Raw genomic sequence first — 26,486 nt, 5'->3', positions numbered from 1 at the left:
GAGAGCCCGTCCCGTTAGTTGGCAGGCAACACCTTCGATGCTAACCGGATCGCTCGGGGTTGAACTGTTTGTGAGGCTTTATGCGGTCCAGGAACGTTCTCGGCCTGGCGCTCGCCGTAGCCGCCTTCGGTCTTCTGGCCGGGTGCGACACGCTGCCATCGACGGGCCCGTCGACGAACCAGATCGTTCAGCCGGGCAATGCCGAGCACTTGCCGCCTTACGTGCTGGTGAACTTGGATCAGCGCGCCGTCGACATCCTGTCGCAGTATCGCGTGACCGCCTTCGCGCAGCGCTTCGCCGCGCCCGCGCCCGCGCCGAACCAGATCGTCGGCGTCGGCGACGTGCTTAACATCACCGTGTTCGAGGCGGGCCAAGGCGGACTGTTCTCCAGCGATTACGGGGCCCGCGTCACGCTCCAGCAGCGGGTCGACAGCGACGGCTCGATCACCGTTCCCTATGCGGGCCGAGTGAAGGCCGCAGGCGAGTCGCCGCAGGTCGTGGAGCGCGCGATCGTCGCCGCGCTCGAAGGCCGGGCGATCCAGCCGCAGGCGCTCGTCCAGATCACCGAGACCGTGCAGCGCAGTTTCGTCGTGAACGGCGAGGTCAATTCTCCGGGCCGCAAGCCGATCACCGCCGCCCGCGACCGCATTCTCGACGTCATCGCAGGCGCGGGCGGCACCAAGCAGCAGACTTTCGAGACCCGAATCACGCTGCAGCGCGGCTCGAAGCAGGGCTCGGCGATCATGAAGGACATGATCGACAACCCCGCCGAGAACGTCTTCGTGCAGCCCGGCGACCGCATCTACGTGACCAAGGACCCGGAGATCTTCCTTGCCTTCGGCGCAGTGCCGCAGCCGGGTCCGATCGAGTTTGGGCTCGAGAAGCTCACAATGCTCGAGGCGGTCGGCAAGGCCGGCGGCCTGATCGACACCCGCTCCGATCCCGGCGCGTTCTTCGTCTTCCGCTATGAGCCCGACTCGGCCGTGAAGCAGATGAAGCCCGACTATGACGGCCGCTACGGCGCCAAGGTCCCGGTGGTCTACCGCGTCAACCTCCGCGACCCGCAGGCCTATTTCTACGCCAAGGGCTTCACGATCCGCGACCGCGACGTGCTCTATGTGGCGAACTCCGCCGCGAGCGAGCTGCAGAAGTTCCTGCAGATCATCGGCTCGGTGCGCTCCGTCGCCTCGGTCGCGACCGACGCCGCGCAGTTCCCGCAGAGGCTCACGGGCGGCGGAAGCAACTGAGCCGCGCCCCGGTGGGAGGGCGCGGGCTCAGGTTCGGAAGACGATCGCGCCGCCCGTGAGGCCGGCCCCGGCCGCCGTCAGCAGCAGCGTCTCGCCCTCGCCGATCGGGCGGGCTTGGTGGGCGAGGGCGAGCGACAGCGGGATCGTGGCGGCTGAGGAATTGCCGTAGTCCGCGATGGTCGCCACCGTCGCCTCGTCGCCGACGCCGAGCTTGCGCCCGACCGCCGAGAAGATCCTCGAATTCGCCTGATGCGGGACGAACCGGTCGAGGTCGCCGGGCGCGATGCCGGCGGCGGCGAGCGCCTCCAGCGAACAGGCCGTCATCATCCTGACCGCCTCCGTAAAGAGGCCGCGCCCGTCGGTGATCGCCATGCGCGTGTCCTCGACGGCGACCCCCTCGGCGAAGGGACGCTCGCTGCCTCCTGCCGGGATGGTGACCAGTCCATAGCCCGCCCCGTCCGATCCAAGCGCCTGGCCGACGACGCCCCGTCCCTCCTCGCCCGGTCCCAGCACGACGGCCCCGGCCGCGTCAGCGAACAGCGCCGCGCCGCCGCGATCCTTGAAGGTGATGCGGCGGCTGAGCAGGTTCGCGGCGATCACCAGCACCGGCCGGCCGTGGACGCGGACCTGCGCGTCTGCGAGCGCGAGCGCGTAGACGAATCCCCCGCACGCCCCCGCCAAGTCGATCGCGCCCGCGCGCGGAAGCCCGAGCAGATGGGTGACCAGCGGGGCCGAGGGCGGCAGCAGCCGGTCGGGCGTCGAGGTCGCGAGCAGCAGCAGGCCGATATCGCGCCGGTCGATCCCTGAGTCGTCGAGCGCGCGACGACCGGCCTCCGCCGCGAGCCCCGAAAGGGTCTCGTGCGACGCCGCCCATCGGCGTTCGCGCACGCCGGTCCGGCGTTCGATCCAGCCCGGTTCGAGGGCGAGCCGGGCCTCGATCTCGGCGTTCGCGACGCGCCGCGCCGGGACCGCATGGCCGAGGCCGAGGAGCCGCGTCCCCAGGGTCATCGGGCAAGACCCACGGCGTCGGGCGCCTCGGCGATCGAGTCGTAGAGCAGGTCGAGCTCGGCTTCGGTCACGCAATAGGGCGGCATGAGATAGACGACGTCGCCGAGCGGACGCGCCAAGAGGCCTCGCGACAGGAAGAAGGCGCGAAGCCTCGGTCCGATCTCCGCCAGATAGCCGGCGTCCCCGACCTTGAGGTCGACGGCCGCGATCGTCCCGCAGGTCCGCGCATTCGTGAAGCGGGGATCGTTCTCGAAGCGGCGGATGCGCGCCTCCTGGGCGGCGGCGAGAGCGGCCACGCGCTTCGCGACCGGCTCGTCGCGCCAGACCGCGAGATTGGCGAGCGCGGCCGCGCAGGCGATCGGGTTCGCGGTGTAGGACGAGGAGTGGAAGAAGGTCCTCGACCGGTCGGTCGACCAGTGCGCCTCGAAGATCTCCGCCGTCGCGAGCGTCGCGGCGAGCGGGATCGCGCCGCCCGTCAGGCCCTTGGACGTGCACAGGATGTCGGGCGACACCCCCGCCTGCTCGCAGGCGAACAGCGTCCCGGTCCGCCCCCATCCGGTCATCACCTCGTCGGCGATCACCAGCGCGCCGGCGGCGCGCGCCAACCGCGCAAGTTCCGCCAACGCCGCCGGCTTGTAGATGCGCATGCCGCCGGCGCCCAGCACGAGCGGCTCGACCAGCAGCGCGGCGAGGCCGCCGCGCCGGCCCGCGCGCTCCAGCGCGTCATAGGCCGACTGTTCGCGGCCCGGCGCCGGGAACGGAATGCGCTCGACCTCGAACAGCAGCGGCTCGTAAGCGGCGTTGAACACGCCGCGCTCGCCGACGCTCATCGCTCCGATCGTGTCGCCATGATAGCCGCCCTCGAGCGCGGCGATCCGGGTCCTCGGCTCGCCGCGGTTGCGGAAGGCTCCGAGCGCCATCTTGAGCGCGACTTCGATTGCGGTCGATCCAGAGTCGGAAAAGAAGACATGGCAAAGCCCGGCTGGAGCGACCTGCACAAGCTCGCGCGCCAGCCGCTCCGCCGCCTCATGCGTCAGCCCCGCGAAGATGATCTGATCGAGAGTTTCGGTCGCCCCGCGGATCGCCGCCATGATGGCGGGATGCCGGTGGCCGTGGGTGGTGACCCACCAGGACGAGATCGCGTCGAGGATCCTTCGCCCATCCGCTGTGGTGAGCCACGCCCCCTCGGCCCGCGCGATCAGCGGCGGGTTGGGCTCGACGGCATGCTGGGTGAAGGGGCGCCAGACGGCGGAAGGGATCATCGGCTGACGGGCAAGAGGGATCGGCGATTGAGGGCGGGCCGCATCCCTAATCCCCGCCGGGTCGGGCGCCAAGCCGCGCGGCGGGCCTAAGCGTTCGTCACTGCGCTGCGCTCAATTTGCGCGCGATTTGGAGCGCAGCCGAATCACGCCCCCGTTCGCGCCTCCGTCGGGCTCCGACCCGGAGGCGTCGACGCCGTTACGGATTTTTTGTCTCCCCCCGAGGACAAGATCGCGCTCTCCGTCATTGTGTTCCGCCCGCTGACCAAGGCGTCGTTTCACCTTGGGACGGAGGCCGGCGACGCCGAACGACCACATCGTCTAGGACCAGGGCGACCGGAGATCTGCTGACCGGCGCCGGCTCCGGACGGAACGCGACTCCGCGAGCTTCGGGAAGCTCGTCGCGGGGACCGTGCTGCCGAGGCGTTCACGCTGCTCTGAGCGATCGCACCGAACGCCGAGGTCTCTCGCGTTTGGCACGCATGCTGCGTCGCTTTTGCGTCGATCGAAAGTATTAGGATCGGCGCCGTAGAAAACGATCCAAGTACCGTCTCCGTCTTCCGGGCGAAATCCAGCACCCTCCGGATTTCACCATTGGGAAATGCTAGCATCACGTTTATGGTCTTGCGAATGAACATCGTGGACCTGTCAGGCGATAGTCGTCTGGAGGGCGAGGATGCGAATAGCGGAAGCGTCTTTTGGGGGCGTCCGTTCGCGGAGCGTGGTGGCGCTCGGCCTCGCCATGGCGATGAGCGTGACCGTGCTGTCCGCCGGCCTGATCGTCTGGCGTTACGGAGAGGTCATCGAGCAATCGAAAAGCGACCTGTCGAACGTGGCTGCGCTTCTCGCGACCCAGAGCACCCATGCGTTCCAGGCGATCGACGTCACGCAGACCCAGTTGATCGACGCCCTGGGCGCGGCCGGGATCAGATCGGCTGAAGACGTCAGGGTCCGCGGGGGCGACCGCCAGCTTCACGACGAGCTGAAACAGCTCGTGCGCTCGATCGACATCCTGGACGCGATGTCGATCATCGACGCAGGCGGCCGTCTCGTGAACTTCTCGCGCGGTTGGCCGATCCCTGACGTGACGGTCTCCGACCGCGACTATTTCAAGGCGCTGTCGGCGCCCGGCGGCTCGACCTATTGGAGCAAGCCGGTCCGAAACCGGGGCAATGGCGAGTGGACGGTCTATCGAGCGCGCCGCCTTCCCGGCGCTGACGGAAGGTTCGTCGGGCTCGTCTTGGGGATGGTGTCGGTCAGCAAGCTGGAGCAGCATTACGCAAGCATCGCCCTGCCGGTCGGAAGCAGCATCGCGCTTTACCGCGACGACGGCGCTCTCTTGGTCCGCAATCCGACGGCGAGCCGGGACGACGCGCTCGCTTCTCCGCGAGTCGCCGAGATCGCGCGCGAACTGACGACGCGCGGCGGCGGCGCCGTCTTCGACGAGGCAGGAAAGAACAGTGTCGACCTGATCACCGCCGTCGCCAAGCTGTCCGACTATCCGCTCGTCATCGCCGCGAGCTCGCCCCGCGACGCGGTGCTGAGAGGATGGCGGCGGGAAGCGGCGGCGATCGGGACGCTCGCGATCCTGCTCGATCTCACTATCGCCCTGGCCGGACTGCTCGGTCTGCGGCAGCTCCACGCCAGCGATCAAGCCTTCCGCGCCGAGCAGCATTCGGCGCGTCACGACGTTCTCACCGGCCTGCCGAACCGGACCTATCTGAAGCAGCGGCTCGACGAAACCTTCCTCCGCACGAGTTCCTCGTCGTCCTTCGCGCTGCTGCTGATCGACCTCGACGGGTTCAAGGAAGTCAACGCTTCTTTCGGTCACGCCGCTGGAGACGAACTGCTCAAGATCGTCGCCGGCCGGTTCCGCGGCGTCCTGGGGTCTTGCGATTTCCTGGCGCGGCTCGGCGGCGACGAATTCGCGGTCGTGCATGTCCGGGGCGAGGGAGCGCTCGACGTCCTCGCCTTGGCGGAGGAATTGCGGCAGTCGCTCTCTGCGCCCGTCCGCCTCCAGGAGGCCCAAGTGCAGGTCTCGTGCAGCGTCGGCGCGGCGACGGCCCGAAAGGACGGCGCCGAAGCGGCCCAATTGCTCGCGCATGCCGACCTCGCGCTGTTCCGCGCCAAGGAGTCCGGCCGCAACGCCGTCCGCGAATATTCGGATGACATGGGGGCGGACCGCAAGGAGCGGTTGTCCCTGCTGCGCGACCTCCGGGCCGCGGCGGACGCTTCGGAGCTCATGGCGTTCTTCCAGCCGATCGTGGATCTGCGCACCCGGGAGATCATGGGATTCGAGGCGCTGCTGCGCTGGCGGCATGCGACGCGCGGCTTTGTGTCGCCAGGGCAGTTCATCCCGCTCGCCGAGGAAAGCGGCCTGATCTCGCGCATCGGCGCCTGGGTCCTGAACGAGGCCTGCCAGCGGGCGGCCGGCTGGCCCGGCGAGTTCAAGGTCGCGGTCAACCTGTCGCCGGCGCAGTTGCGGATCCAGGACGTCTTTTCGCAGATCTACTCGGCGCTGCAGAATTCAGGCCTTCCGGCCAGTCGGCTGGTGCTGGAGATCACTGAGTCGGTGCAACTCGATCAAACCCATGCGGGGCAGACGCTGCGCGCGCTGCGCGACCTCGGCGTCGGCGTCTCCCTCGACGATTTCGGAACGGGCTACGCCTCGCTCAGCTACCTGCGCAGCTTCCCGTTCGACGCGATCAAGATCGACCAGTCCTTCGTGCGCGACATCCACCGCTCGGAGGAGTCGCAGATCATCGTGCAGACCGTGCTCGCGATGGCCGGGCGGCTTGGCATGAGCGTGGTGGCGGAGGGCGTCGAGACCTTCGAGCAGCTCGAGACCCTCATTGCCGAGGGATGCGCCAAGGGACAGGGGCACCTCTTCGGGGCCCCCATGCCCGCCGCGGAGGTGGCGGGCTTCGTCGCTCAATGGAAATATCCGACGCGGGGCGGCCGATCCCGCTTCACGCTGGTGAGCTGACGCCGGCCTTGCGGCGCGAGCCTCACCCCACGAAGAAGTTCCTGAACTGCCAGGGGTCGCTCTCGTCGATGTCCTCGGGGAACAGGCCGGGCCGGTTCTGGAGCGGCGTCCAGTCGGTGTAGTAGCCGTTCACCGGGCCGAGATAGGGACGCTGGATCTCGAGGCAGCGCCTGAAGTCCATCTCGTCGGTCTCGACGATGCCCTCGTTCGGGTTCTCGATCGCCCACACCATGCCGGCGAGGATCGCCGAGGTCACCTGCAGGCCGGTCGCGTTCTGGTAGGGCGCGAGTTGCCGCGTCTCTTCGAGGGAGAGCTGCGAGCCGTACCAGTAGGCTCCCTTGCCGTGCCCGTAGAGCAGCACGCCGAGCTCGTCGATCCCGTCGACGAGCTCGTCCTCGTCGAGCACGTGCAGCGTGTCCTGCACCTTGCCCTCGGCCCCGAACAGCTCGTGCCAGGACAGCACGGCGTCGTCGGCCGGGTGATAGGCGTAGTGGCAGGTCGGCCGGTAGACCGCCTTCCCGTCCTCCCAGACGGTGAAAAAATCCGAGATCGAGATCGACTCATTGTGGGTGACGAGGAAGCCGTATTGCGGGCCGGGCGTCGGGCACCAGGTGCGCACCTTGGTCGCCGCGCCGGGCTGCATCAGATAGATCGACGCGGCCTTGGGGTCGTCGTGGCGCTTGGCGTTCGCCGGCGCCCAGGTCTCGTGGCTGCCCCAGCCGAGCTCGGCGGGCTGCAGGCCTTCCGAGATGAAGCCCTCGACTGACCAGGTGTTGAGGAACACGTTGCGAGGCTTGGGGTTGGTGCTGCGCTGGGTGTCGCGCTCGGCGATGTGCACGCCCTTGACGCCGATCTGGCGGAGCAGCGCCGCCCATTCCTCCCGTGTCGTCGGCTCCGGGACGTTGAGCTTCAGGTCCGAGGCGACGTTGAGCGCCGCCTGCTTGACGAAGAACGACACCATCCCGGGGTTCGCGCCGCAGGTCGACACGGCCGTCGGCAGGCCCTTCGGGCTGCGGCGGCGCAGGTCCAGCGTCATCTCGCGAAGCGCGTAGTTCGAACGTTCGCTCGGGCCCTTCGACTTGTCGAAATAGAAGCCGAGCCACGGCTCGTTAACGGTGTCGATATAGAGGCAGCCAAGCTCCTGGCAGAGCGCGATCAGATCCGCCGAACCTGTGTCGACCGAGAGGTTCACGCAGAAGCCCTGGCCGCCGCCCTTGGTCAGCAGCGGCGTCAGAAGCTCGCGGTAGTTCTCCTTCGTGACGTGCTGCTGGATGAACGGCACACCGTGCTTGTCGAGGATGTGCTTGTTGAGGTCGGACGGATCGATCGCGACGATCCGGTCCTTGTCGTATTCGAAATGGCGCTCGATGAGCGGCAGCGTGCCTCGGCCGATCGACCCGAAGCCGATCATGACGATCGGGCCGGTGATCTTCCCGTAGATCGGCCAGTCGGACATGCGGGGCTCCTTGCGCGATGGGGATGTCGGCCGGTCAGGGCGCGCCGCCGATAAAGCGGAAAGAGCCTTCAGAATCAACCGAGCGGCGCGACGCGGTCGTGCCGGGGGGACGGCGTCGGCGCGCTTAGCTCAAATGGGCGATTCTCGAGCCGTTCGGGGTGTGCCAAAAACGGTCGCCTGATCACAAGAAGCTGCGCTTCTCACCATGTGGCGGTGCGGTTCAACCGGAGACTGTTGCTCATGCCGACCATCACCGGAACCTCGAGCTCCGAGACGCTCAGCGGAAAAGACAAGGACGACCTGATCCTCGGGCTTGGGGGCGACGACACGCTGAACGGCAGGGGCGGCGGCGACACGCTGGTCGGAGGCTTCGGGGACGACGAGCTCATCGGCGGCAAGGGCGCCGACGTCTTCCGCTACAACGAGCGCGAGTTCGGCGACGACGTCGTCACGGACTTCGGCAAGGGCGACAAGATCAATCTCAAGGGCCTCAACGTCTCCGAATTTTCGCAGCTCGAACCCTTTCTCTCCGACACTCCGGACGGAGTGCTGATCGATCTTCAGTTCGGCGGCGACAACGAAAGCATCCTGATCGAGGGCCTCTCGCTCGACCAACTGTCGGGCAAGAATTTCATCTTCAACACGTCGGGCCGCGACCTCGTCGTCGAGGGGCAGACCACCTGGAACGACGTGCTGTTCGGCGCCGGGGGCGACGACAAGATTTCCGGCCTCAGCGGCGACGACAGTCTGAGCGGCGGCGGGCGAGAGGACACGCTGATCGGCGGCTTCGGGGATGACGCTCTCTATGGCGGCAAAGGGGCCGACGTCTTCCGCTACGACGAGCGCGAGTTCGGCGACGACGTCGTCGAGGACTTCGGCGAGGGCGACAGGATCGACCTCAAGGCCCTCAACATCGCTCAATTCTCACAGCTCGAGCCCTTCCTGAGCGACACGCCCGACGGGGTGCTGATCGACCTCCAGTTCGGCGGCGACAATGAGAGCATCCTGATCAGGGACGTCTCGCTCGACGAGCTTTCGGGGGCGGATTTCATCTTCAACGCCTCATCCAGGAATCTCACCGTCACGGGCCAGACCACCTGGAACGACATGTTGTTCGGCGGAAAGGGCGACGACGAGCTCTCGGGCCTTAGCGGCGACGACAGCCTGAGCGGCGGGGCCGGCAAGGATACGCTGATCGGCGGCTTCGGAGACGACGCGTTTTATGGCGGCTCCGGCGGCGACGTCTTCCGCTATGACGAGCGTGAATTCGGCGACGACGCCATCGAGGACTTCGGCAAGGGCGACAGGATCGATCTCAAGGCTTTCAACCTCGCTCAATTCTCTCAGCTCGAGCCCTTCCTGAGCGACACGCCCGACGGGGTGCTGATCGACCTCCAGTTTGGCGGCGACAATGAGAGCATCCTGATCAGGGACGTCTCGCTCGACGAGCTTTCGGGCAAGCAATTCATCTTCAACACGTCCGATCGCGACCTCTCGGTCGAGGGCCAGACCACCTGGAACGACGTGCTGTTCGGCGCCGGGGGCGATGACAAGATTTCCGGCTTCAGCGGCGATGACAGCCTCAGCGGCGGGGCCGGCGAGGACACGCTGATCGGCGGCTTCGGAGACGACGCGTTTTATGGCGGCTCCGGCGGCGACGTCTTCCGCTATGACGAGCGCGAATTCGGCGACGACGCCATCGAGGACTTCGGCAAGGGCGACAAGATCGACCTCCGCTTCCTCAACGTCTCCGAGTTTTCGCAGCTCGACCCCTATCTGACGAACACCTCCGAGGGCGTGCTGATCGATCTTCAGTTCGGCGGCGACAACGAGAGCATCCTGGTTAGGGATGTTTCGATCGACGAGCTCTCGAGCAAGGATTTTATCTTCAACACGTCCACGCGGGACCTTGTGGTCGAGGGGCAGACCACGTGGAACGACGTCCTGTTCGGCGGCGGCGGCGACGATCGGCTCTCAGGCTTCACCGGAAACGACGAGCTGAACGGTGGGGCGGGGAACGACACGCTGATCGGCGGGGGAGGCGAGGACGTGCTGCGCGGCGGCGCTGGCGCGGACACGTTCCGTTTCGACGATCTGCCGAGCTTCGGTCCGAGCGTCGACCGGATCATCGGCTACTCGGCGACGGACGACAGGATCGAGATCGACGACGCGGTCTTCGGCGGGCTCTCGGGAGGTCCGCTCAGCGGGGAGGCGTTCCGCGTCGGCACGGTCGCGCTCGATTCGAGCGACCGCTTCATCTACGACAAGTCGACAGGGGCGCTTTACTTCGACGTCGACGGGATGGGCGGCGCGGCCCAGAAGCAGATCGCGGCCTTCGACCCTGGAACCAGCCTCAGCGCCGGCGAGTTCGAGGTCGTCTGACGTCGACGATCTTCGCGGCCCGGCCCGGTCAGGGCCGGCCGCGTCTTCGACGGCAAGTTCATGCGGCCGACGTTTGGCGACCAGCCCGTGAGGCGATCAGGTGGTCGAGCGCAATCACGCCCGGCCCCCTGGCGATCACCAGAAGAAAGCAGGCGGCCCAGACTCCGTGCGTCGGCCACGCGTCTGGATAGACGAAGATTTCGATCACGAGCGTCATCATGAGCAGAGCGAGCGCCGAGAAGCGGCTCGCGAGCCCGACGACGAGCAGCACGGGGAAGAGATGCTCCGCGGCTGCGGCGCCGTAGGCTGCGACCGTGGGATCGACGAGCGGCAGCCGGTACTCCTCCTGGAAAAGGTAGACCGCGCTGTCGGATAGGCCGAAGCCCGAGACCTTGGTCTGGCCGGACTGCCAGAACACAGCGGCCGGAAAGATCCGGGCCGCGAGCGCGAGCGCCGAATAGGGGATGCGGTCGAAAACGTCGATCGTCGCCTCGATCAGGCCGGTGGGGCCGAGTGGGCGACGGCTGGCCGCGGGGGCGAGGGTGGAGGTCATGCGGCGCTCCTGTCGGTCGGCCGTCCGAGGCGGACCGCAAGGCCGCTCCCGATCAGGCCGGTGAGGTTCTGGGCGAGATCGAAGCGGGCGTCGCGCCGGGCGAGCCGCATGGCGGCGCCGAGCGTCGCGCCGCGACCGAGGGCGTCTAGAAAGTCCGCTCCGCCTGGCGGAAGACGGCGCGTCTCCACGACCATCTCCGGCCGGCAGACCATCGCGTCCTCGGCCGCCCAGTCCTCGATCGGGCCGAGCGCGGCTTCGCCGGCGTTCATGGCCCAGATCGTGACGACGGGCGCAGACGAGCGGACGATCTCGACCGACGGGTGCAGCGCGACGGCGGTCGCCTCGAGGCGCCGGAGGTCGAGCGCCGCGAAGTCCGAGGCCGCGACCGGCGCCGCGTCCGCGGCGTGATAGGCGCGGGTGCGCGCGGCTTCGAGCCGCGCGACGTCGGGGAGATAGTCGAGCTCCTCGAGACCCGGCGCGTCGCGCAGGAAATCGGCGAAGCCGTCCCCGAACGTCGCCATGATCGGGGAGGTCGGCGGATGCGCAAGCGCATAGGCTCGCGCCAAGCCCGTGAAGCACTCTTCCCCGACGATCATGCGAATCGCAGGGAAGCGCGTTTCGAGCGCCCCGATGAGCCCGACCGCGACATTGTTCCGATAGACCGCAAAGCGGCGCTCGGACGGGCGGCCGCCCGTCCGCGTGAGCGAGAGCGGCGGCGCGCGGCGCGGGTCGAGCAGGGCCGCGCCGAAGGCGGACTGGACCGCGCGCATCGCGCTCAGGCCGCCAACACGCGCGCGGCGCGGTCGAGCATGGACTGGGCGCGCGCGGCCTCGGCTGCAAGAGTCGGCAAGTCCGGCACGTCGTTGTCCCATTCGATGAGGCTCGCGACCGGGCCGACGCGCTCCAGAACCTGCGCATAGAGCGCCCAGACCGGGTCGGCGACAGGCGAGCCGTGTGAGTCGATAAGTAGCGGCCGGCCGGCCTCGTCGGACTGCGCGTCGTGGCCGGCGAGATGGATCTCGCCGACCTCGGCCAGCGGGAAGCGGTCGAGATAGGCTAGCGCGTCGGTTCCGTGATTGGTCGCGGAGACGAAGACGTTGTTGACGTCGAGCAACAGGCCGCAGCCCGTCCGGCGGGCGATTTCGGCGAGGAACTCGGTTTCGGGGATCTCGCTTTCGGCGAAGGTCACGTAGGTCGCCGGGTTCTCGAGCAACATGCGGCGGCCAAGCGCCTCCTGAGTCTCATCGACGTGAGCGGCGACCCGCGCGAGCGTCTCCTGCGTGTAGGGCAGCGGCAGCAGATCGTTGAGGAAAGCACCCTCATGGGTCGACCAAGCGAGATGCTCGGAGAAGCTCTCGGGCTCGTAGCGGTCGCAGAGCGCCCGGAGCCGCGCGAGGTGGGCGCGGTCGAGCGGCTCCGCGCCGCCGATCGACAGGCCGACGCCGTGCACCGACAGGGCGTGTTCCCGCCGAAGCGCGGAGAGCATCGTGTGGGGAGGGCCGCCGGCGCCCATGTAGTTCTCGGCGTGGACCTCGAGGAAGCCGGCGAAACCCGCCTTGATCAGAGACGCGAAGTGCTCGGGCTTGAAGCCGACGCCGGCGGCGCGCGGAAGCGTGGAGGCGATCATGTGCTGCCCCGTCCGGGAGGAATTGATGGTCGGCCGGCGGCGCACGCCGGACGGGTCGCGCCCGCCTCGCGCGCGCCGCTTGCGGCTGTTAGGACTTGATCGCTCCGAGCGAGCCCATGCCCTTGGGGGTCTTCATGGCGGAGCAGGTGCCCTTTGGCACCGCCTTCCAGGCGTTGCCCTGGTAGTCGACCTTCGAGGTGCCGGCGCAGGTGGTGCCAGGACCCGCGGCGCAGTCGTTCTGGCCCTTGAGCGCGACGCCGTAGCATTTCTCCTTGCCGGCCATCTTGTCTTCGGCCGACGCCGGGCCGGCTAACGAAACCGCCGAGAGGGCGGCGAGAAGCGAGCCGGCGAGGGCGGCGTTGACTGTGCGGCGATGCATTGGTCTGTCTCCATTGGCTGCGAGCCGTCGCGGCTCGTGACGACCTCTTCGGAGGCGGAGGCCCGCCGCGTTACGCCTTCACGCATCCGTGTTGTCGAAAATCGCAGGATCGGCGAAAAGGCCCGCGAGGCGTAACGCGCCGTCGCCTCGTTCCGTAAAGCCTGCCAGAGGACCCGTGTGAACGATCGCGAACGGGACTGGGCCTTCTGGATGAAGAGCGCCCTGGCGGGCGACGCCGGGGCGTATCGCAGGCTGCTCTCGGAGCTTGCGCCGTTCCTGCGCGCCGTGGTGCGCGGCAGGGCCGCGGCGTATGGGCTCGGGGCGGCGGATGTCGAGGACGTGGTGCAGGAGACATTGCTCGCCATTCACCTGAAGCGCGGCACTTGGGACGACCGGCAGCCGGTCGGGCCGTGGGTCGCGGCGATCGCGCGCAACAAGCTGATCGACGCGCTGAGGCGACGTGGGCGCCGCATTACCGTCCCGATCGACGACCTGTCCGAGATCCTGCCGGCCGAGGAGCAGGAGGAGGAAGGCCTGAGGCCGCACGAGGCGGACCGCCTGCTTTCGGTGCTGAAGGGTCGGCAGCACGACGTGGTGCGATCGATCTCGCTCGAAGGCGCGGAAATCGGCGAGACGGCGAAGAAGTTCGGGATGAGCGAGGGCGCGGTCCGGGTCGCCCTGCACAGGGGACTTCAGACGCTTTCGCGCGCATATCGGAGTTTCAGGGAATGAAGACCGGCGATCTCATCGAGGCGATCGCGGCCGACGCAGGCGCGGAACCCAAGCGACCCGCCCCGGCGCTGATGCTCGCGCTCGGCGGCTCGGCGGTCGCCGCCGGAGCTCTGTTCTTCGCGGCGCTCGGCCCGCGGCCGGACATCGCGGCGGCGCTCGGCACGATGCGCTTCCCGTTCAAATTCGTCGTCACGCTGGCGTTCGGCCTGGCGGCTGTCGCGCTCGCGCTCCGTCTCGCGCGGCCTGGCGCCGCCATCGGGCCGGCCGCAGGATTCCTCTTCGGGGCGGCCGCCCTGCTCGCCGTCGCGGTCGGTTTTGAACTCGCGACCATTCCCTCCAACGCATGGGAGCCGCGCCTCGTCGGGCGCAACGCGACGCTCTGCCTGGCCAGCATCCCGCTGCTGTCGGCGCCGCCGCTGACGTTGATCCTCGCTGCGCTCGGCCGCGGCGCGCCGGATAGACCGGCCGCGCTCGGGGCCGCCGCCGGCCTGCTCGCCGGCGCGGTGGGCGCGACCTTCTACGCGGCGCACTGCGTCGATGACAGTCCGCTGTTCGTGGCCGTCTGGTACACGCTCGCCGTCGGCCTCGTCACGATCGCTGGCGCGGCGATCGGATCGCGCGTCTTAAAGTGGTGATCGCTGGATCAGTGGCGCCAACCGACGCTGGAGCCCGAGTCGATCATACTTAACCAAATATTGCGCCAAGTTTTCGAAGCCGTTTTAGTTCTGGATCGCCCCTTCGCCTTGGGCTAACGATGCGGCCTTCTCGCCGCTGGGGCTCTCAAATGTATCGGATGGCGTTCGCCGCGGGCTTCGCCTTCGCGATTGGCATGGGCGGCGCGTCGACGGCGCGGGCCGGGCTGCTCGACTTCATCTTCGGATGGCGCGACCGCGCCCATGTTTCGCGGCCGGCCGCGGCGGCGCCCCATCCCGAGGTCACGATCCGGCCGAAGGCGAAGCGCGTCGCCAAGAACAGCACCAAGCCCGCCGCCCTTGCGCTCTCTCCCAAGGAGCAACTCGCCCGCACCATCGACCCGGTGAAGAACCCGCGCTGGTATCTCGAGGATCCGACCCTGAGAAAGGGCGACATCCTGGTCCTCGCTGACCGCGTGCTCGTCTTCGCCGGCGGCGAGATCGGCCGTCCGAAAAGCTATGTGGCGCTGAGCCGGACCAAGCTGCTGAGCGCGAAGGAGCGCGCGCGGGTCGCCCTGATCACGGGCCGGACCGCGCCGCCCGCCGCGGTGGCGGACGGCGCGAAGCCGCGGAAGCTCCGCGCCGCTTCTTTCAGGCTGCGCGCAGCGGAGCGTGGATAGCGGCCGCGCGGCGGGGCGCGAAGACGACCGCGCCGGTCGCCCGCACCACGCCGGAGGCGCCCGAAAGCGCGCCCTCCCGGAGCTCGAGCCCGAGGAAGCGCTCCTGCTCCACCGGACCGGGCAGGCGCAGCCCCTCGGTGGCCGTGGCCGCAAAGCCGAAGCGCTCGTAATAGGGCGCGTCGCCGACCAGGATGACGGCCCCGTGGCCGAGCGCCGCGGCCCGCGCAAGCCCTGCCTGCATCAGCGACGAGCCGACGCCGCCCTCGCGGGCGTCCTGTTCGACCGCGAGCGGTCCGAGCATGAGGGCCGGGCGCTCCGCGCCTAGCGACACATGCCAGAAGCGCAGCGTGCCGATCATGCGGCCGGTCTCGTCCACCGCCTTGAGCGCGAGACCGGCGGCCGGCATCCGGCCCTCGCGGAGACGCTGGCAGGTCTTGGTGAAGCGGCCTGCGCCGAAGGCGCGGTCGAGCAGAGCCTCGCGGGCCCCGGCGTCCGCCGGAGCCTCGTCAAGAATGACGGCCATGAAACCCTCCTGATGGGGGTCAGACGACCTTGCGGGTCATTTGGGAGAACGGGCGGTCCCCCGTGGGGGACCTGAGGGCTCAGATGACCACGGAGGCCAGCGGGGCGAAGCCGTTGAAGGCGACCGCCGCATAGGTCGTGGTGTAGGCGCCGGTCGCCTCGATCAACACCTTGTCGCCGATCGAAAGGCTGATCGGCAGCGGGTAGGGCGCCTTCTCGTACATCACGTCGGCGGAATCGCAGGTCGGGCCGGCGAGCACGCACGGCGCGACCGCGCCGCCGTCATGGGCGGTGCGGATCGGGTAGCGGATCGCCTCGTCCATGGTCTCGGCGAGGCCTCCGAACTTGCCGATGTCGAGATAGACCCAGCGGATCTCGTCCTCGGCGTCCGACTTTTTGGAGATCAGGACGACCTCGGCCTCGATCACGCCGGCGTCGCCCACCATGCCGCGGCCCGGCTCGATGATGGTCTCCGGGATACGGTTGCCGAAATGCGCCTTCAAGGCGTCGAAGATCGACGCGCCATAGGCGTCGACCGCCGGAATATCCTTGAGGTAGCGGGTCGGGAAGCCGCCGCCGAGATTGACCATCGACAGCGAAATTCCACGTCGCTCGCACTCGCGGAATATCTCCGCGGCGGAGGCCAGCGCCTGGTCCCAGGCCGCGACATTGTTCTGCTGCGAGCCGACATGGAACGACACGCCATAGGCCGTGAGGCCGCGGGCGTGCGCGTGCTCCAGCACGTCCGCCGCCATCTCGGGGACGCAGCCGAACTTGCGCGACAGCGGCCATTCGGCGCCGGCGCCGTCGGCCAGGATGCGGCAGAACACGCGGGCGCCGGGGGCGGCGCGCTCGATCTTCTCGACCTCCTCGCGGCAGTCGACGGCGAACAGCCGCACGCCGCGCGCGTGAGCCGCCGCAACGTCGCGCTCCTTCTTGATCGTGTTGCCGAAGGAGATGCGGTCCGGCCCGACGCCGGTGGCGAGCGCCATGTCGATCTCGACCACCGAGGCGCAATCGAAGCACGAGCCGAGCTCGGCCAGCAGCTTCAGGATCTCGGGCGCGGGGTTGGCCTTCACGGCGTAGAACACGCGCGTGTCCGGCAGGGCGCGCGCGAACTTCATATAGTTCGCGCGCACGACCTCGCTGTCGACGACCAGCACGGGTCCGTCGGCCTGCGCGGACTTCAGAAAACCTCGGATACGGTCGTTCTCGAGGGCGTCGAGGTGGGAGGCCATGGCACAAAACCCCAATCAAGCTGTGGCTCGATGGTCAGGCCCCTTCCGCCGGGGCGCGCGATGGAGACGCGCCGTCGCCGGGTTGAGCCGTTCCTTGGCCGCCCTCTTGCGAGAGCGGACCGCTCGGTCACGCCGTAGTCGCGACTGTTCCGCGGACGCGCCGCGTCCGTGCTTCGAAACCGTCGCCACGCTCGGGATGTGGGTTGGAACCCGCGACCCGCGCGCCCGGCAAGGATGTAGTCGCCTCTTTAGTGTCGCCGGCCTTTGGAGAGCCGGCAGAGACCAAAAAAGCCCTCTACGTCGTTGCTTCACGTCGCGTCCGCCGCCGGAGAGGCGACTTAGAGCCGGTTGGGATTTCCGGCCATCGGGTTGCCCGGCGGGGAGTTCCCGCCAACCCGACACACGACACAGGCACGCGCGAAATTGGGCAAGCGCGGAAATAAGGGCGTTCGGCCCCCGGCGCAAGAAAAACTTGCCGATTGTGACAGGGTTTTTTCTTAACGAATTCCAGACGCTTCACGACGTTCCGCGCGAGCCGCCGGAAGGTCCCGCGCCCGGCGGTCAGGCCCGAGACACCGCCACGCTCTTCACCAGCGCATGCACCATGCGGCCCGGCGCGAGACCGAGCTCGTCGGCGGCGCGCGTCGTGATCTCGGCGCGCAGCACAGCGCCGCCGACGTCGACCGAAACGATCGCGTAGGGACCGCCCGTGCGCTTCAGACTGCGGACGAGGCCCGGCAGGACGTTGCGGACCGACGACCGCTGCGGCGGATCGAGCGAAAGCGCGACGTCGCGCGCGAGGAAGCGCAGCCGCGCCGCCTCGCCCACCGCACCGAGCACGCCGGGCGCCCAGACGCGATGCTGGCCGAGCGCGAGGCCCGTGAGCTCGTAGCGCTCGTCGATCTCGGCGATGGTCGCCTCGACCGTCACCCCGTCGAGGAAGCGGTCGCCCGCGCTGGCGAGCCCAGCGGCCGCGACCGCGGCCTCGACGGGTCCTGAGGCGAGCACCGTCCCGCGCTCCAGAACGATCATCCGGTCGGCGAGCCTGCGCGCCTCCTCGAGCGCGTGGGTGACGTAGAGCACCGGGATCTCGGCGCCGGCCACGATGGTTTCGAGGAACGGCATGATCTCGGCCTTGCGCTCGGCGTCGAGCGCCGCGAGCGGCTCGTCGAACAACAGCGCGCCGGGGCCCGCGAGCAGCGCCCGGCCGATCGCGACGCGCTGTCGCTCGCCGCCGGACAGCGAGCGCGGTCGACGCGAGAGGAGCGCCCCGATCCCGAGCGTCTCCACCACCTGCTCGAAGCTCGGTCCCTGAGCCTCGGACCGCCGCCGGCGCCCGAACATCAGGTTCGAGCGTACGGAGAGATGCGGAAACAGCCGGCTTTCCTGGAAGACGACCGCGACCCGGCGCTTGCGGGGCGGTAGGTCGATCCTGGCCGCGCGGTCGAACAGCGTCGTCGATCCGAGGTCGATTCGGCCCGAATCGGGCCTCGACAATCCGGCGATCGCGGAAACCAGCGTCGACTTGCCCGCCCCGGAGCGCCCGAGCACGGCCGTCACGCCGGCCGGCGCCTCGAAGGCCGCGTCGAGCGCGAAATCGCCGGCGTGGCGCGTGATATCGACCTGGAGCGTCATCCCGAGATCCGCGTGGCGAGGCGGCGGGCCAGAAGCTCGGAGGCGACGAGCGCCGCGAGCGAGAGCGCGACGGCGATTAGCACGAGACGCCCGGCCGCGGCGTCTCCCCCGGGCGTCTGGGTCAGGGTGTAGATCGCGGCCGGCAGCGTCCGGGTCTCGCCGGGGATGTTGGACACGAAGGTGATGGTCGCGCCGAACTCGCCGAGCGCCTTGGCGAAGCCCAGCACGACGCCCGCCAGCAGGCCCGGGACGCTGAGCGGCAGCGTGACGGCGAAGAACACGCCGAGCCGCCCCGAGCCCAGCGTCGCGGCCGCGTCCTCCAGCCTGCGGTCGACCGCCTCGATCGACAGCCGGATCGCCCGCACCATCAGCGGGAACCCCATGACGCCCGCGGCGAGCGCGGCGCCGGTCCACCGGAACGAGAACACCAGCCCGCAGCAATTCTCGAACGTCTGGCCCAGAATTCCCCGCCGGCCAAAGGCGATCAGCAGCAGGTAGCCGGTGACGACGGGCGGCAGCACCAGCGGCAGGTGCACCAGCCCGCCGAGCAGCGTCTTGCCCCAGAATTTGCCGCGTGCGAGCGCGAGCGCGACGAGGACCGCGAAGGGCAGGCTCGCGAGCGTGCCGACGGTCGCGACCAGCAGGCTGAGTCTAACCGCGACGAGGTCGTCGGGCTCGAGACCGAGGCTGGTCGCGATCCAGTCCAGCGGTCAGCTCCCGGACGGCGGCGCGATGACGGTGAAGCCAACCTCCTCGAAGGTCTTCTTCGCCGAGGCCGAGGACAGTCGCTTCAGGAAGGCGTCGGCGTTCGGGCTCCTGGCGTCTTTGAGCTTCGCCGCGGGGTAGACGATCGGCGGGTGGCTATCGGCCGGAAAAGTTCCGACGATCTTGACGCCTTTGTCGGCGGCGGCGTCAGTCTTGTAGACGATGCCGAGCGGCGCTTCGCCGCGTGAGACCAGCGCGAGCGCCGCCCGCACGTTCTCGGCGCCCGCGACTTTGGATGACACCTTGTCCCAGACGCCGAGCTTCTCGAGCGCGGCTTTGCCGTACTTGCCGGCCGGCACCGAGCCCGGCTCGCCCATGGCGAGGCGCTCGTTCCCGAGCAGGCCGGCGAGATCGACGCCTTTCTTCAGTTCGACGTCGCCCTTCGACCAGCTCTGGCCGGCTACGAGCACGAGCTTGTTGCCGAGCAGGTCGACCCGGCTCGAGGGCGCGATCAGGCTCTTCTCGGCCACATAATCCATCCAGGGCACGTCGGCGGAGATGAACAGGTCGGCGGGCGCCGCCTGCTCGATTTGCTTGGCGAGCGCCGAAGAGGCGGCGTAGCTCGCCTTGACCTCGATCCCCGTCTCCTTGGTCCAGTCCTTGGCGATGGCGTCGAGCGCGTTCTTCAGCGAGGCGGCGGCGAACGCGACGACGGGCTGCTTGGCCGAGTCCTGCGCGGAGGCGGCGAGAGGCGCGACGACGAGGGCGGCCGCAAGCGCGAAGCCACCGAACAGTCTGCGGGTGATGGACATGAATTCGTCTCCGCGCCGCGGCGGCTGGCCGGCGGCGGTTCTGGTCTCGAACTCCTCGCCTCCGCCTCCATCGGGGCCGAGGCTCAGGATATGCGGGTGACCCGCCCTCAGCGGCGGAACGACGGCGCGACGATGCCCGAGCGGCGGTCCGGCGGCAAGTCGGCCCATCAGCGGTCCCGGCGAGCGATTCGCCTTCCCGGGGGCCGCGAACTGTGGCGGCGACGCCACGAGGCCGTCGCCCCAAACGGGCGGAATCGAGGCGGCGGCGCCGAGGCGCCCGGAACGACCCTTCGATTCCGAGGGCGACGGGCTTGGGGCGCGTACGGCGCCGCAAAATTTCGCCCCAATTGAAACCCGAAGCCCGCTTCCGCGTTCAGCATCGGATTGTTAGGGATCGCCGGCGCATGATGATGCGCTGCGTTACAAGTCGAGTTCTCCGATGCGCCTCGCCATTTTTGTCTCTTCGATCCTGTTCGTCGTCGCCGGCGCCGCGGCTCTGCCCCCGTCCGGCCCGGCCAATGCGAGCGCGCCGCAGTTCCACGCGCAGGACGCCTACGGCCGCTGACCGGCCGGAGCGCCGTTCCGTCCGACATCGAGAGCATTGCGAGGACGGCGGGGGAGCGCATATGAGTGCGCGCCGTCGCCAGCCATCAGCGAGCCTCCCATGTCAGTTCGGCGTTCCTCTGACGCCCAATCCGTCTGCCTGCTCGACCGTCGCGGCCTGCTCCAGCTCGGCCTCGCCGCGCAGGCCGCGCTTGCGCTCGGCGGCGGATCGGCCGCGGCGCAGGGCGCGGCCGACAATCTGAAGTTCGGGCCGCCGGCGCCGTTCTCGTTCGACATCCTGAAGAAGCTCGCCAAGGACTTGGCGTCGCGCCCTTACGTCGAGCCCGCGCGTCCCAACCCGGACATCGTGCGGCGCATCGACTACGACGCGCATGGCAAGCTGAAGTTCAAGGCCGATGACGCGCTTTACGCGAACTCGCCTGGCGCCTATCCGATCACCTTCATGCATGTCGGTCAGTATTTTCAGAAGACGGTGCGCATGCATGCGGTCTCGGGCGGCCAGGCGCGCGAGATTCTCTATGATCCGTCGCAGTTCGACATGCCGCCCGACAGCGTCGCCCGCAAGCTCGACCCGCAGCCGTCCGCCTTCGCCGGCTTCTGGATCCGCGAGGCCAAGGATCAGGTCACCGACAAGGGCGACTGGAAGACCCGCGAGCCGTTCGCGACCTTCCTCGGCGCGTCCTATTTCCGGGCGATCGGCCAGAAGGGGCAAGTCGGCCTCTCGGCCCGCGGCGTCGCTCTGTTCCCGAGCCCGGGCGCCCAGGAGGAGTTTCCGGACTTCATCGCGCACTGGTTCGAGCCGGCCAAGGCCGACGGCGATCCGGTCACGGTCTGTTCGCTGCTCGACGGTCCCTCGCTCTCAGGCGCCTTCCGCTTCCTGATCCGCCGCACCTCCGGGACCGTGATGGACATCGAGGCGGAGGTGACGCTGCGCCGGGACGTCGACCGGCTCGGCCTCGCGGCGCTTACCTCGATGTACTGGTTCTCAGAGACCGCGAAGCCCTTCCTGATGGACTGGCGGCCGGAGGTCCACGACTCGGACGGGCTCGCCATGTGGACGGGATCGGGCGAGCGCATCTGGCGGCCGCTCAACAACCCGCCGCGGGTCATGACGTCGACCTTCGCGGACGAGAACCCGCGCGGCTTCGGCCTGATGCAGCGCGACCGCGTCTTCGACCACTACCAGGACGGCGTGCGCTACCAGGACCGCCCGTCGACCTGGATCGAGCCCACCGGCGAGTGGGGCAAGGGCGCGGTTCAGCTCGTGGAGCTTCCGACCGACGATGAGATCCACGACAACGTCGTGGCCTACTGGCTGCCCGACGACCCGAAGAAGGCCGGCGTCACCGTCCCGATCGCCTACCGGTTGACCTGGCAGGACGGCGAGCCCTCCCCCGACAACCTCGCGCGCTGCGTCGCGACCCGGCTTGGTCGGGGCGGTCAGCCAGGCCTCCCGCGGCCGCAGGGTGTGCGCAAGTTCCTGGTCGAGTTCCTCGGTGGGCCGCTCGCCGATCTGCCCTATGGCGCGACCGTCGAAGCCGTGCTGTGGGCCTCGCGCGGGACGTTCTCCTACGTGATGACGGATGCGGTCCCGAGCGACGTCAAGGGCCACTGGCGGGCCCAGTTCGACCTGACGGCCCAGGGGCCGGAGCCGATCGAGATGCGCTGCTACCTCAAGGCCGGCGACCAGGTGATGAGCGAGACCTGGCTCTACCAGTATCACCCGACGCCCTGAGCGCGCGGTCGTAGCCGCGCGTCGCGCTCATGACGACAGCAACGATCCGGAAAACGAGCAGGCGCGCGAGCCCTTTCGGCTTCGCGGCTCGCGCTCGTCGCGCGGCTCTTCATGTCGCCAGAGATGGCAAGTAGAACCAGAATTAGAATAACTACAATATCGAAGAATTCCAATATATACGTAAAGTATTGCGCGCCTTTTCTTTCGTGTGGTACGCCACCTGACGTAAAGGGGGCCCCGACCTTTCGGGGCGCTTACTGTTGATCTGAGGCGTGACCGTGAAAACCGGGGGGGCGCGTCGGACCGTCCGGTCCGTCGCGGCGATGACGTGCGTCCTGACGGCGGGGCTGTCGTGCTCCCCCCTCGGCGCCCAGGAGGCCGCGGCCGAGGGCGAAGTCGCGCTCGAGGAGCTGTCGCTGATCGGCCGGATGTTCTTCGGCTGGCAGGGCGCGTCCGACGCCGTCTACGACACGCCGGGCGCCGTCGCCCAGATCGGCCGAGAGGCGATCGACGACCGCGGCGGCGCGCGCAACACCGCCGACATCCTGCGCAGCGTCTCCGGCGTCAACGCCGTGATCGACCGCCAAACGCCGGGCCTCAACGTCAACATCCGCGGGCTGCAGGACCAGGGCCGCGTGTCGATGACGATCGACGGCGCCCGGCAGAACTTCCAGCAGTCCGGACATGGCGCTCCATCCTTCGCCTTCATCGATCCCGAACTGATCGGCGGCGTCGACATCGACAAGGGGCCGACCTCCACGGCCGGCGGCGCCGGCGTGATCGGCGGCGTCGTGAACTTCCGCACGCTGGTGTTCGACGATATTGCTTTGCCGGACAAGGATTACGGCGTCCGGGTGAACGCCACCACGGGCACGAACGCGTTCGACTTCAACGGCAGCCTCGCGGCGGCGGCGAAGGTCTCGGAAGCCTTCGAGCTTGTCGGGGCGGTGGGCCGCAAGAAGCTCGGCGAGTACGACGCCGGCACGCATGGCGATCTGGTCTACGACAAGGAAGGCGGCTTCGGTAAGTTCACGACCCAGGACCAATGGTCCTGGCTCGCCAAGGCGACCGCCGAGGTCGCGGAGAACCAAAAGGTCACCCTCGCCTATACGGGGCTCGCGGCCGATTTCGGCACCGGCAGCGGCGAGTTCATCGACACGAACAAGGTCACCACCCACACCGTGGTCGCCGACTGGCGCTGGGCGCCGGGTCTCTGGTGGGCGGACTTCGCCGCCAAGCTTTACTACACGCGCACAAGCAACGACCAGTTCCGGCCGGACCGCAACCCCGACAGCACGGTTGGGACGGACGCGTTTTCGGTCGACTACAAGATCGACACGGTCGGCGGGTCGCTGACCAACACGTCGCGCTTCACGATCCCGATGTTCGACGTCGCCCTGACCTATGGCGTCGAATATTTCCACGACAAGACCGCGACCGCGTCGGTGGCCGAGGATCCGGCCGACGATCCGACGGGGTCCAGCTTCTCGGGCTCGAATCCGAATGGCGAACGTGGCGTGGGCGGCGCCTTCGCGCGCGCGGAATTGAAGCGGGATTGGCTGACGATCCTGCTGGGCGGACGTCTCGACGCCTACAACATGACGGGCTCGGGCGTCGTCTTCGACGGCCTCACGACGGGCTGCGGCCTGAGGAGCTGCCCGACGCCATTCGACGTCGATAAGTCGGGCGCGCGGTTCTCGCCGACCGCCACCGTCGCGGTGACGCCGCGCGAGGGCGTGCAGGTCTACGCCTCCTACGAGCAGGGCTATCGGCCGCCCAACATCATGGAGACGGTCCTGGGCGGCACGCATCCGGGCGGCGCCCTGTCGGTGCCGTTCGGGCCGAACCCGGACCTGAAGCCCGAGGTCTCGCGCACCTACGAGCTTGGCCTCAACCTCAAGCGTGACGGTCTCTTCATCGAGGGCGACGCGTTCCGCGCCAAGGCCTCAGTCTATATGACCGACGTCGACAACTACATCACCGACGCATACGTCTTCACGGACGTTCGCGACTTCTTCATGAACGTCAATCTGACGGACCGCACGCGGCTGAATGGCATCGACCTCGAGCTGAACTACGACGCCGGCGTCGCCTATCTCGGCGGTTCAGCGACCTTCCTGAACTCGGAGTTCGGCGACAAATACGACGCCGGCCCCGGCAACCGCTTCACCGAGCTGTCGGGCATCTACCTCGCTCCGAAGCGCAAGCTCGTGCTTGACGGCGGCCTGCGCTTCCTCGAGCGCAAGCTGACGGTCGGGGCTCGCGTCACCGATGTGCTGCCCGAGCGCGGCCTGTCGGGCGAGCTGACCGGGCTGTTCCGCTATGAGCCCTACACGCTTCTGGACCTCTACTCGTCCTACAAGCTCAACGACAATCTCACTTTCCGGGCAGCGATCGAGAACCTGACGGACGTGGCCTATGTCGAGGCCATGGCCGCGGCCTTGTCCGCCTCGCCCGGCCGAACCTTCACCATCGGGGCCACGGCTCGCTTCTGACGGAGCCCCATTCGCAAGGGCGCTGGAAAGACGGCGCCGTAGAGGAGGACTGACGACATGGCTATCAACATCAAGGCCTATGACGGACTGGATTTCAGCGCGTATCTCAAGGCGTTCGACCAGACCTTCGAGGCGTCGAGCTTCGGCTATTTCAGCGACGATCCGAGCGACATCGACGGCAACCAGTACGCCCTGACCTCGAGCTCTGACACGAGCCTGCCGGTCGAGGGCGGCCTCAGCTTTATCGCCGACTCCGGCGAAGAGGGCGAGATCGTTTATGACTTCGCGAGCCACGTCATCGGCGGCGTGATGGACGGGGTCATCTTCGGCGAGGGCCTGACCTATGACGCCGACAGCGACAGCTTTTCCACCGACCGCGACGTGGCGATCTCGGGCCTCGGCCTCGAAGGGGAGGGTTCGGGCAACCCGGTCTCCGGCATGATCGGCGCGCTGCGCGGCGGCAGCACCGAGGCGCTGCGCGACCTGCTGAAGGGCCAGGACATCGACTTCACTGGGTCGAGCAAGAGCGACGCCTTCAAGGGCTTCGGCGGCGGCGACGACGAGATCAGCGGCGGCAAGGGCGCCGACACGCTGAACGGCGCCGCGGGCGACGACCAGATTTCGGGCGGCGCGGGCGCCGACGACCTCAAGGGCGGCGCGGGCGCCGACACCCTGCAGGGCGGCAAGGGCGACGATGCGCTCGCCGGCGGCAAGGGTGCGGACCTGTTCGTGTTCGACGGCGCGGGCCTCGGCGACGACACGATCTCCGGCTTCCAGGCCGGCAAGGGCCAGGTCGACCAGATCGGGATCGGCGACTTCTTCGACGATTTCGACGCCGTGCTCGCCGCCACCACCGACCAGGGCGGCAACGCCGTGATCGATCTCGGCGGCGGCGCTTCGATCACGCTGACCGGCGTGCTCGAGGCCGACCTGCACGCCAACGACTTCTTGTTCGACTGATCGAACGGGCTTCCAGTCATTGATCGGGGCGTGCGCCAGGCCTAACTGGCGCACGCCTTTTCGCATCGGGGGATACTGATGTCTGACGCCGCAGCCGACCTCGTCGACGAGAAGGTCGAGACGCGCTCGCAACGCCTGAAGCGCGCCACGCGCGATCTGCACGAGGCGCTCGACCAGCGCATGATGCAGGGCGACCTTTTTTCCGACCGCACGCGCTACGCGCTGTTTCTCGCGATGCAGTGGCGGTTTCACGCCGAGATCGCCGCGCTCTATGGCGCCCCCGATCTGATCGCGATCGCGCCGGATCTTCCGTCCCGCCGAAAGCTCGAGGAGATCGAGAACGACATCTCCGATGTCGGCGCCGCGGTTCCGGCGGCCGACCTTCGGCCGGTCGACGCCGGCGACCGGGCGTCGGGGCTCGGCTGGCTCTATGTCGCGGAAGGGTCGAGCCTCGGCGCGGCCTTCCTGCTCAAGGAGGCGGAGAAGCTCGGCCTCGGAGCGGAGTTCGGAGCCCGCCACCTCGCGGCCCATCCGGAGGGGAGGGGACTGCACTGGCGGCGCTTCACCCAGGCGCTCGACGCCGCGGAGCTCACGGAGGACGAGGAGGCGCGCGCCGAAGCGTCCGCGGTCGCCGCTTTCCGGAGGGTCAGGGAGATCGCCGAGGAGACGCTGCGAGGGTGAGGGTCAGTAGTCCGAAGCCTCCGCGCCGCGCGCGGAGGCTTTGGGGCCTCATTTTTCGACGAAGGCCTTTTCGATGACGAAGTGTCCGGCCTCGCCGTGGTTGCCTTCTTCATAGCCGCGCTCGAGGAGCATGTCCTTGGTGTCGCGGATCATGTCGGGCGAGCCGCACAGCATGAAGCGGTCGCGTTCGGGCGACAT

Annotated in this window: 23 protein-coding genes and 1 pseudogene; 11 read left to right on the top strand and 13 right to left on the bottom strand. The window is 68.5% G+C overall.

Annotated features, from left to right (window positions below):
• The first annotated feature begins 80 nt into the window (after window positions 1-80).
• On the top strand, window positions 81-1,247 hold the full coding sequence (locus EK403_RS19745) for a polysaccharide biosynthesis/export family protein (protein ID WP_128779176.1): 1,167 nt from the start codon (window positions 81-83) through the stop codon (window positions 1,245-1,247).
• A 27-nt stretch (window positions 1,248-1,274) separates the two neighbouring features.
• Here the strand turns inward: EK403_RS19745 and EK403_RS19740 are convergent, their stop codons facing one another.
• Window positions 1,275-2,255: a beta-ketoacyl-ACP synthase III gene (locus EK403_RS19740; protein WP_128779175.1), complete on the bottom strand. Its 981-nt coding sequence runs from the start codon at window positions 2,253-2,255 to the stop codon at window positions 1,275-1,277.
• Window positions 2,252-3,517, bottom strand: a complete 1,266-nt coding sequence (locus tag EK403_RS19735; RefSeq protein ID WP_128779174.1) for an adenosylmethionine--8-amino-7-oxononanoate transaminase — start codon at window positions 3,515-3,517, stop codon at window positions 2,252-2,254. The genes EK403_RS19740 and EK403_RS19735 overlap by 4 nt, the downstream gene beginning before the upstream one ends.
• Before the next feature lie 673 nt (window positions 3,518-4,190).
• On the opposite strand from EK403_RS19735, the gene EK403_RS19730 reads away from it, so the two are divergent.
• Window positions 4,191-6,500, top strand: coding sequence for a putative bifunctional diguanylate cyclase/phosphodiesterase (locus EK403_RS19730; protein WP_128779173.1), 2,310 nt, complete (start codon window positions 4,191-4,193; stop codon window positions 6,498-6,500).
• A gap of 22 nt (window positions 6,501-6,522) precedes the next feature.
• On the opposite strand, the gene EK403_RS19725 is transcribed toward EK403_RS19730, so the two are convergent.
• On the bottom strand, window positions 6,523-7,956 hold the full coding sequence (locus EK403_RS19725; RefSeq protein ID WP_128779172.1) for a homospermidine synthase: 1,434 nt from the start codon (window positions 7,954-7,956) through the stop codon (window positions 6,523-6,525).
• Window positions 7,957-8,196: 240 nt separating this feature from the next.
• On the opposite strand from EK403_RS19725, the gene EK403_RS23695 reads away from it, so the two are divergent.
• Complete coding sequence (locus EK403_RS23695; protein WP_128779171.1) at window positions 8,197-10,338, top strand: calcium-binding protein; 2,142 nt, start codon at window positions 8,197-8,199, stop codon at window positions 10,336-10,338.
• A gap of 58 nt (window positions 10,339-10,396) precedes the next feature.
• On the opposite strand, the gene EK403_RS19715 is transcribed toward EK403_RS23695, so the two are convergent.
• The 4 genes from EK403_RS19715 to EK403_RS19700 all read right to left on the bottom strand — a co-directional run bounded on the left by EK403_RS19715 (window position 10,397) and on the right by EK403_RS19700 (window position 12,897).
• On the bottom strand, window positions 10,397-10,891 hold the full coding sequence (locus tag EK403_RS19715; RefSeq protein ID WP_128779170.1) for a DoxX family protein: 495 nt from the start codon (window positions 10,889-10,891) through the stop codon (window positions 10,397-10,399).
• Complete coding sequence (locus EK403_RS19710; RefSeq protein ID WP_128779169.1) at window positions 10,888-11,661, bottom strand: HvfC/BufC N-terminal domain-containing protein; 774 nt, start codon at window positions 11,659-11,661, stop codon at window positions 10,888-10,890. The genes EK403_RS19715 and EK403_RS19710 overlap by 4 nt, the downstream gene beginning before the upstream one ends.
• Window positions 11,662-11,666: 5 nt before the next feature.
• Window positions 11,667-12,518: an MNIO family bufferin maturase gene (gene bufB, locus EK403_RS19705; protein WP_128779168.1), complete on the bottom strand. Its 852-nt coding sequence runs from the start codon at window positions 12,516-12,518 to the stop codon at window positions 11,667-11,669.
• Window positions 12,519-12,606: 88 nt separating this feature from the next.
• A complete protein-coding gene (locus EK403_RS19700) occupies window positions 12,607-12,897 on the bottom strand; it encodes a BufA1 family periplasmic bufferin-type metallophore (protein ID WP_128779167.1) in 291 nt (96 codons plus the stop codon).
• A gap of 177 nt (window positions 12,898-13,074) precedes the next feature.
• Here EK403_RS19700 and EK403_RS19695 point away from each other — a divergent pair, with 177 nt between their 5' ends.
• From EK403_RS19695 to EK403_RS19685, 3 genes are all read left to right on the top strand, one after another.
• Window positions 13,075-13,629 carry a sigma-70 family RNA polymerase sigma factor gene (locus tag EK403_RS19695; RefSeq protein ID WP_128779166.1) on the top strand — a complete coding sequence of 185 codons (555 nt, stop codon included), beginning with the start codon at window positions 13,075-13,077 and terminating at the stop codon, window positions 13,627-13,629.
• Window positions 13,626-14,264, top strand: coding sequence for an NrsF family protein (locus EK403_RS19690; protein WP_128779165.1), 639 nt, complete (start codon window positions 13,626-13,628; stop codon window positions 14,262-14,264). The genes EK403_RS19695 and EK403_RS19690 overlap by 4 nt, the downstream gene beginning before the upstream one ends.
• Before the next feature lie 158 nt (window positions 14,265-14,422).
• Window positions 14,423-14,941, top strand: coding sequence for a hypothetical protein (locus EK403_RS19685; protein WP_128779164.1), 519 nt, complete (start codon window positions 14,423-14,425; stop codon window positions 14,939-14,941).
• Here the strand turns inward: EK403_RS19685 and EK403_RS19680 are convergent.
• From EK403_RS19680 to modA, 5 genes are all read right to left on the bottom strand, one after another.
• Entirely contained in the window at window positions 14,913-15,464 is a 552-nt protein-coding gene (locus tag EK403_RS19680; protein ID WP_128779163.1) for a GNAT family N-acetyltransferase, read from the bottom strand. The genes EK403_RS19685 and EK403_RS19680 overlap by 29 nt on opposite strands.
• 79 nt (window positions 15,465-15,543) lie before the next feature.
• Window positions 15,544-16,701, bottom strand: a complete 1,158-nt coding sequence (locus tag EK403_RS19675) for a type III PLP-dependent enzyme (RefSeq protein ID WP_128779162.1) — start codon at window positions 16,699-16,701, stop codon at window positions 15,544-15,546.
• A 561-nt stretch (window positions 16,702-17,262) separates the two neighbouring features.
• Entirely contained in the window at window positions 17,263-18,336 is a 1,074-nt protein-coding gene (gene modC / locus EK403_RS19670; RefSeq protein WP_128779161.1) for a molybdenum ABC transporter ATP-binding protein, read from the bottom strand.
• Window positions 18,333-19,034 (bottom strand): molybdate ABC transporter permease subunit, encoded by a 702-nt coding sequence (gene modB / locus EK403_RS19665; protein ID WP_428979632.1) that lies wholly within the window; start codon window positions 19,032-19,034, stop codon window positions 18,333-18,335. The genes modC and modB overlap by 4 nt, the downstream gene beginning before the upstream one ends.
• Before the next feature lie 12 nt (window positions 19,035-19,046).
• Window positions 19,047-19,853: a molybdate ABC transporter substrate-binding protein gene (gene modA, locus EK403_RS19660; protein ID WP_128779159.1), complete on the bottom strand. Its 807-nt coding sequence runs from the start codon at window positions 19,851-19,853 to the stop codon at window positions 19,047-19,049.
• Between the two features lie 439 nt (window positions 19,854-20,292).
• On the opposite strand from modA, the gene EK403_RS23690 reads away from it, so the two are divergent.
• The 5 genes from EK403_RS23690 (at window position 20,293) to EK403_RS19640 (ending at window position 26,288) form a co-directional block, all read left to right on the top strand.
• Window positions 20,293-20,418 (top strand): hypothetical protein, encoded by a 126-nt coding sequence (locus tag EK403_RS23690; RefSeq protein WP_280986770.1) that lies wholly within the window; start codon window positions 20,293-20,295, stop codon window positions 20,416-20,418.
• A 99-nt stretch (window positions 20,419-20,517) separates the two neighbouring features.
• Window positions 20,518-22,152 (top strand): OpgD/OpgG family glucan biosynthesis protein, encoded by a 1,635-nt coding sequence (locus EK403_RS19655; protein ID WP_128779158.1) that lies wholly within the window; start codon window positions 20,518-20,520, stop codon window positions 22,150-22,152.
• 323 nt (window positions 22,153-22,475) lie between these two features.
• On the top strand, window positions 22,476-24,647 hold the full coding sequence (locus EK403_RS19650) for a TonB-dependent hemoglobin/transferrin/lactoferrin family receptor (protein ID WP_245479807.1): 2,172 nt from the start codon (window positions 22,476-22,478) through the stop codon (window positions 24,645-24,647).
• Between the two features lie 57 nt (window positions 24,648-24,704).
• Entirely contained in the window at window positions 24,705-25,607 is a 903-nt protein-coding gene (locus EK403_RS19645; protein ID WP_128779157.1) for a calcium-binding protein, read from the top strand.
• Window positions 25,608-25,685: 78 nt separating this feature from the next.
• Entirely contained in the window at window positions 25,686-26,288 is a 603-nt protein-coding gene (locus EK403_RS19640) for a biliverdin-producing heme oxygenase (RefSeq protein ID WP_128779156.1), read from the top strand.
• Between the two features lie 48 nt (window positions 26,289-26,336).
• On the opposite strand, the pseudogene EK403_RS23445 reads toward EK403_RS19640, so the two are convergent.
• A pseudogene (locus EK403_RS23445) lies at window positions 26,337-26,486 on the bottom strand (ferredoxin--NADP reductase); the annotation flags it as partial.

Origin of the sequence: Hansschlegelia zhihuaiae, from assembly GCF_004103825.1 — a bacterium.
Classification (GTDB): domain Bacteria; phylum Pseudomonadota; class Alphaproteobacteria; order Rhizobiales; family Methylopilaceae; genus Methylopila; species Methylopila zhihuaiae.
Note: the sequence above shows the minus strand (reverse complement) of the source record. Positions and strands in the feature narration are given on the sequence as shown.

Excerpts from the sequence above, each read along its gene's own strand:
- EK403_RS19745 (WP_128779176.1), top strand. The coding sequence starts at position 81 with ATGCGGTCCAGGAACGTTCTCGGCCTGGCGCTCGCCGTAGCCGCCTTC.
- EK403_RS19740 (WP_128779175.1), bottom strand. The coding sequence starts at position 2,255 with ATGACCCTGGGGACGCGGCTCCTCGGCCTCGGCCATGCGGTCCCGGCG.
- EK403_RS19735 (WP_128779174.1), bottom strand. The coding sequence starts at position 3,517 with ATGATCCCTTCCGCCGTCTGGCGCCCCTTCACCCAGCATGCCGTCGAG.
- EK403_RS19730 (WP_128779173.1), top strand. The coding sequence starts at position 4,191 with ATGCGAATAGCGGAAGCGTCTTTTGGGGGCGTCCGTTCGCGGAGCGTG.
- EK403_RS19725 (WP_128779172.1), bottom strand. The coding sequence starts at position 7,956 with ATGTCCGACTGGCCGATCTACGGGAAGATCACCGGCCCGATCGTCATG.
- EK403_RS23695 (WP_128779171.1), top strand. The coding sequence starts at position 8,197 with ATGCCGACCATCACCGGAACCTCGAGCTCCGAGACGCTCAGCGGAAAA.
- EK403_RS19715 (WP_128779170.1), bottom strand. The coding sequence starts at position 10,891 with ATGACCTCCACCCTCGCCCCCGCGGCCAGCCGTCGCCCACTCGGCCCC.
- EK403_RS19710 (WP_128779169.1), bottom strand. The coding sequence starts at position 11,661 with ATGCGCGCGGTCCAGTCCGCCTTCGGCGCGGCCCTGCTCGACCCGCGC.
- bufB (WP_128779168.1), bottom strand. The coding sequence starts at position 12,518 with ATGATCGCCTCCACGCTTCCGCGCGCCGCCGGCGTCGGCTTCAAGCCC.
- EK403_RS19700 (WP_128779167.1), bottom strand. The coding sequence starts at position 12,897 with ATGCATCGCCGCACAGTCAACGCCGCCCTCGCCGGCTCGCTTCTCGCC.
- EK403_RS19690 (WP_128779165.1), top strand. The coding sequence starts at position 13,626 with ATGAAGACCGGCGATCTCATCGAGGCGATCGCGGCCGACGCAGGCGCG.
- EK403_RS19685 (WP_128779164.1), top strand. The coding sequence starts at position 14,423 with ATGGCGTTCGCCGCGGGCTTCGCCTTCGCGATTGGCATGGGCGGCGCG.
- EK403_RS19680 (WP_128779163.1), bottom strand. The coding sequence starts at position 15,464 with ATGGCCGTCATTCTTGACGAGGCTCCGGCGGACGCCGGGGCCCGCGAG.
- EK403_RS19675 (WP_128779162.1), bottom strand. The coding sequence starts at position 16,701 with ATGGCCTCCCACCTCGACGCCCTCGAGAACGACCGTATCCGAGGTTTT.
- modC (WP_128779161.1), bottom strand. The coding sequence starts at position 18,336 with ATGACGCTCCAGGTCGATATCACGCGCCACGCCGGCGATTTCGCGCTC.
- modA (WP_128779159.1), bottom strand. The coding sequence starts at position 19,853 with ATGTCCATCACCCGCAGACTGTTCGGTGGCTTCGCGCTTGCGGCCGCC.
- EK403_RS23690 (WP_280986770.1), top strand. The coding sequence starts at position 20,293 with ATGCGCCTCGCCATTTTTGTCTCTTCGATCCTGTTCGTCGTCGCCGGC.
- EK403_RS19655 (WP_128779158.1), top strand. The coding sequence starts at position 20,518 with ATGTCAGTTCGGCGTTCCTCTGACGCCCAATCCGTCTGCCTGCTCGAC.
- EK403_RS19650 (WP_245479807.1), top strand. The coding sequence starts at position 22,476 with ATGACGTGCGTCCTGACGGCGGGGCTGTCGTGCTCCCCCCTCGGCGCC.
- EK403_RS19645 (WP_128779157.1), top strand. The coding sequence starts at position 24,705 with ATGGCTATCAACATCAAGGCCTATGACGGACTGGATTTCAGCGCGTAT.
- EK403_RS19640 (WP_128779156.1), top strand. The coding sequence starts at position 25,686 with ATGTCTGACGCCGCAGCCGACCTCGTCGACGAGAAGGTCGAGACGCGC.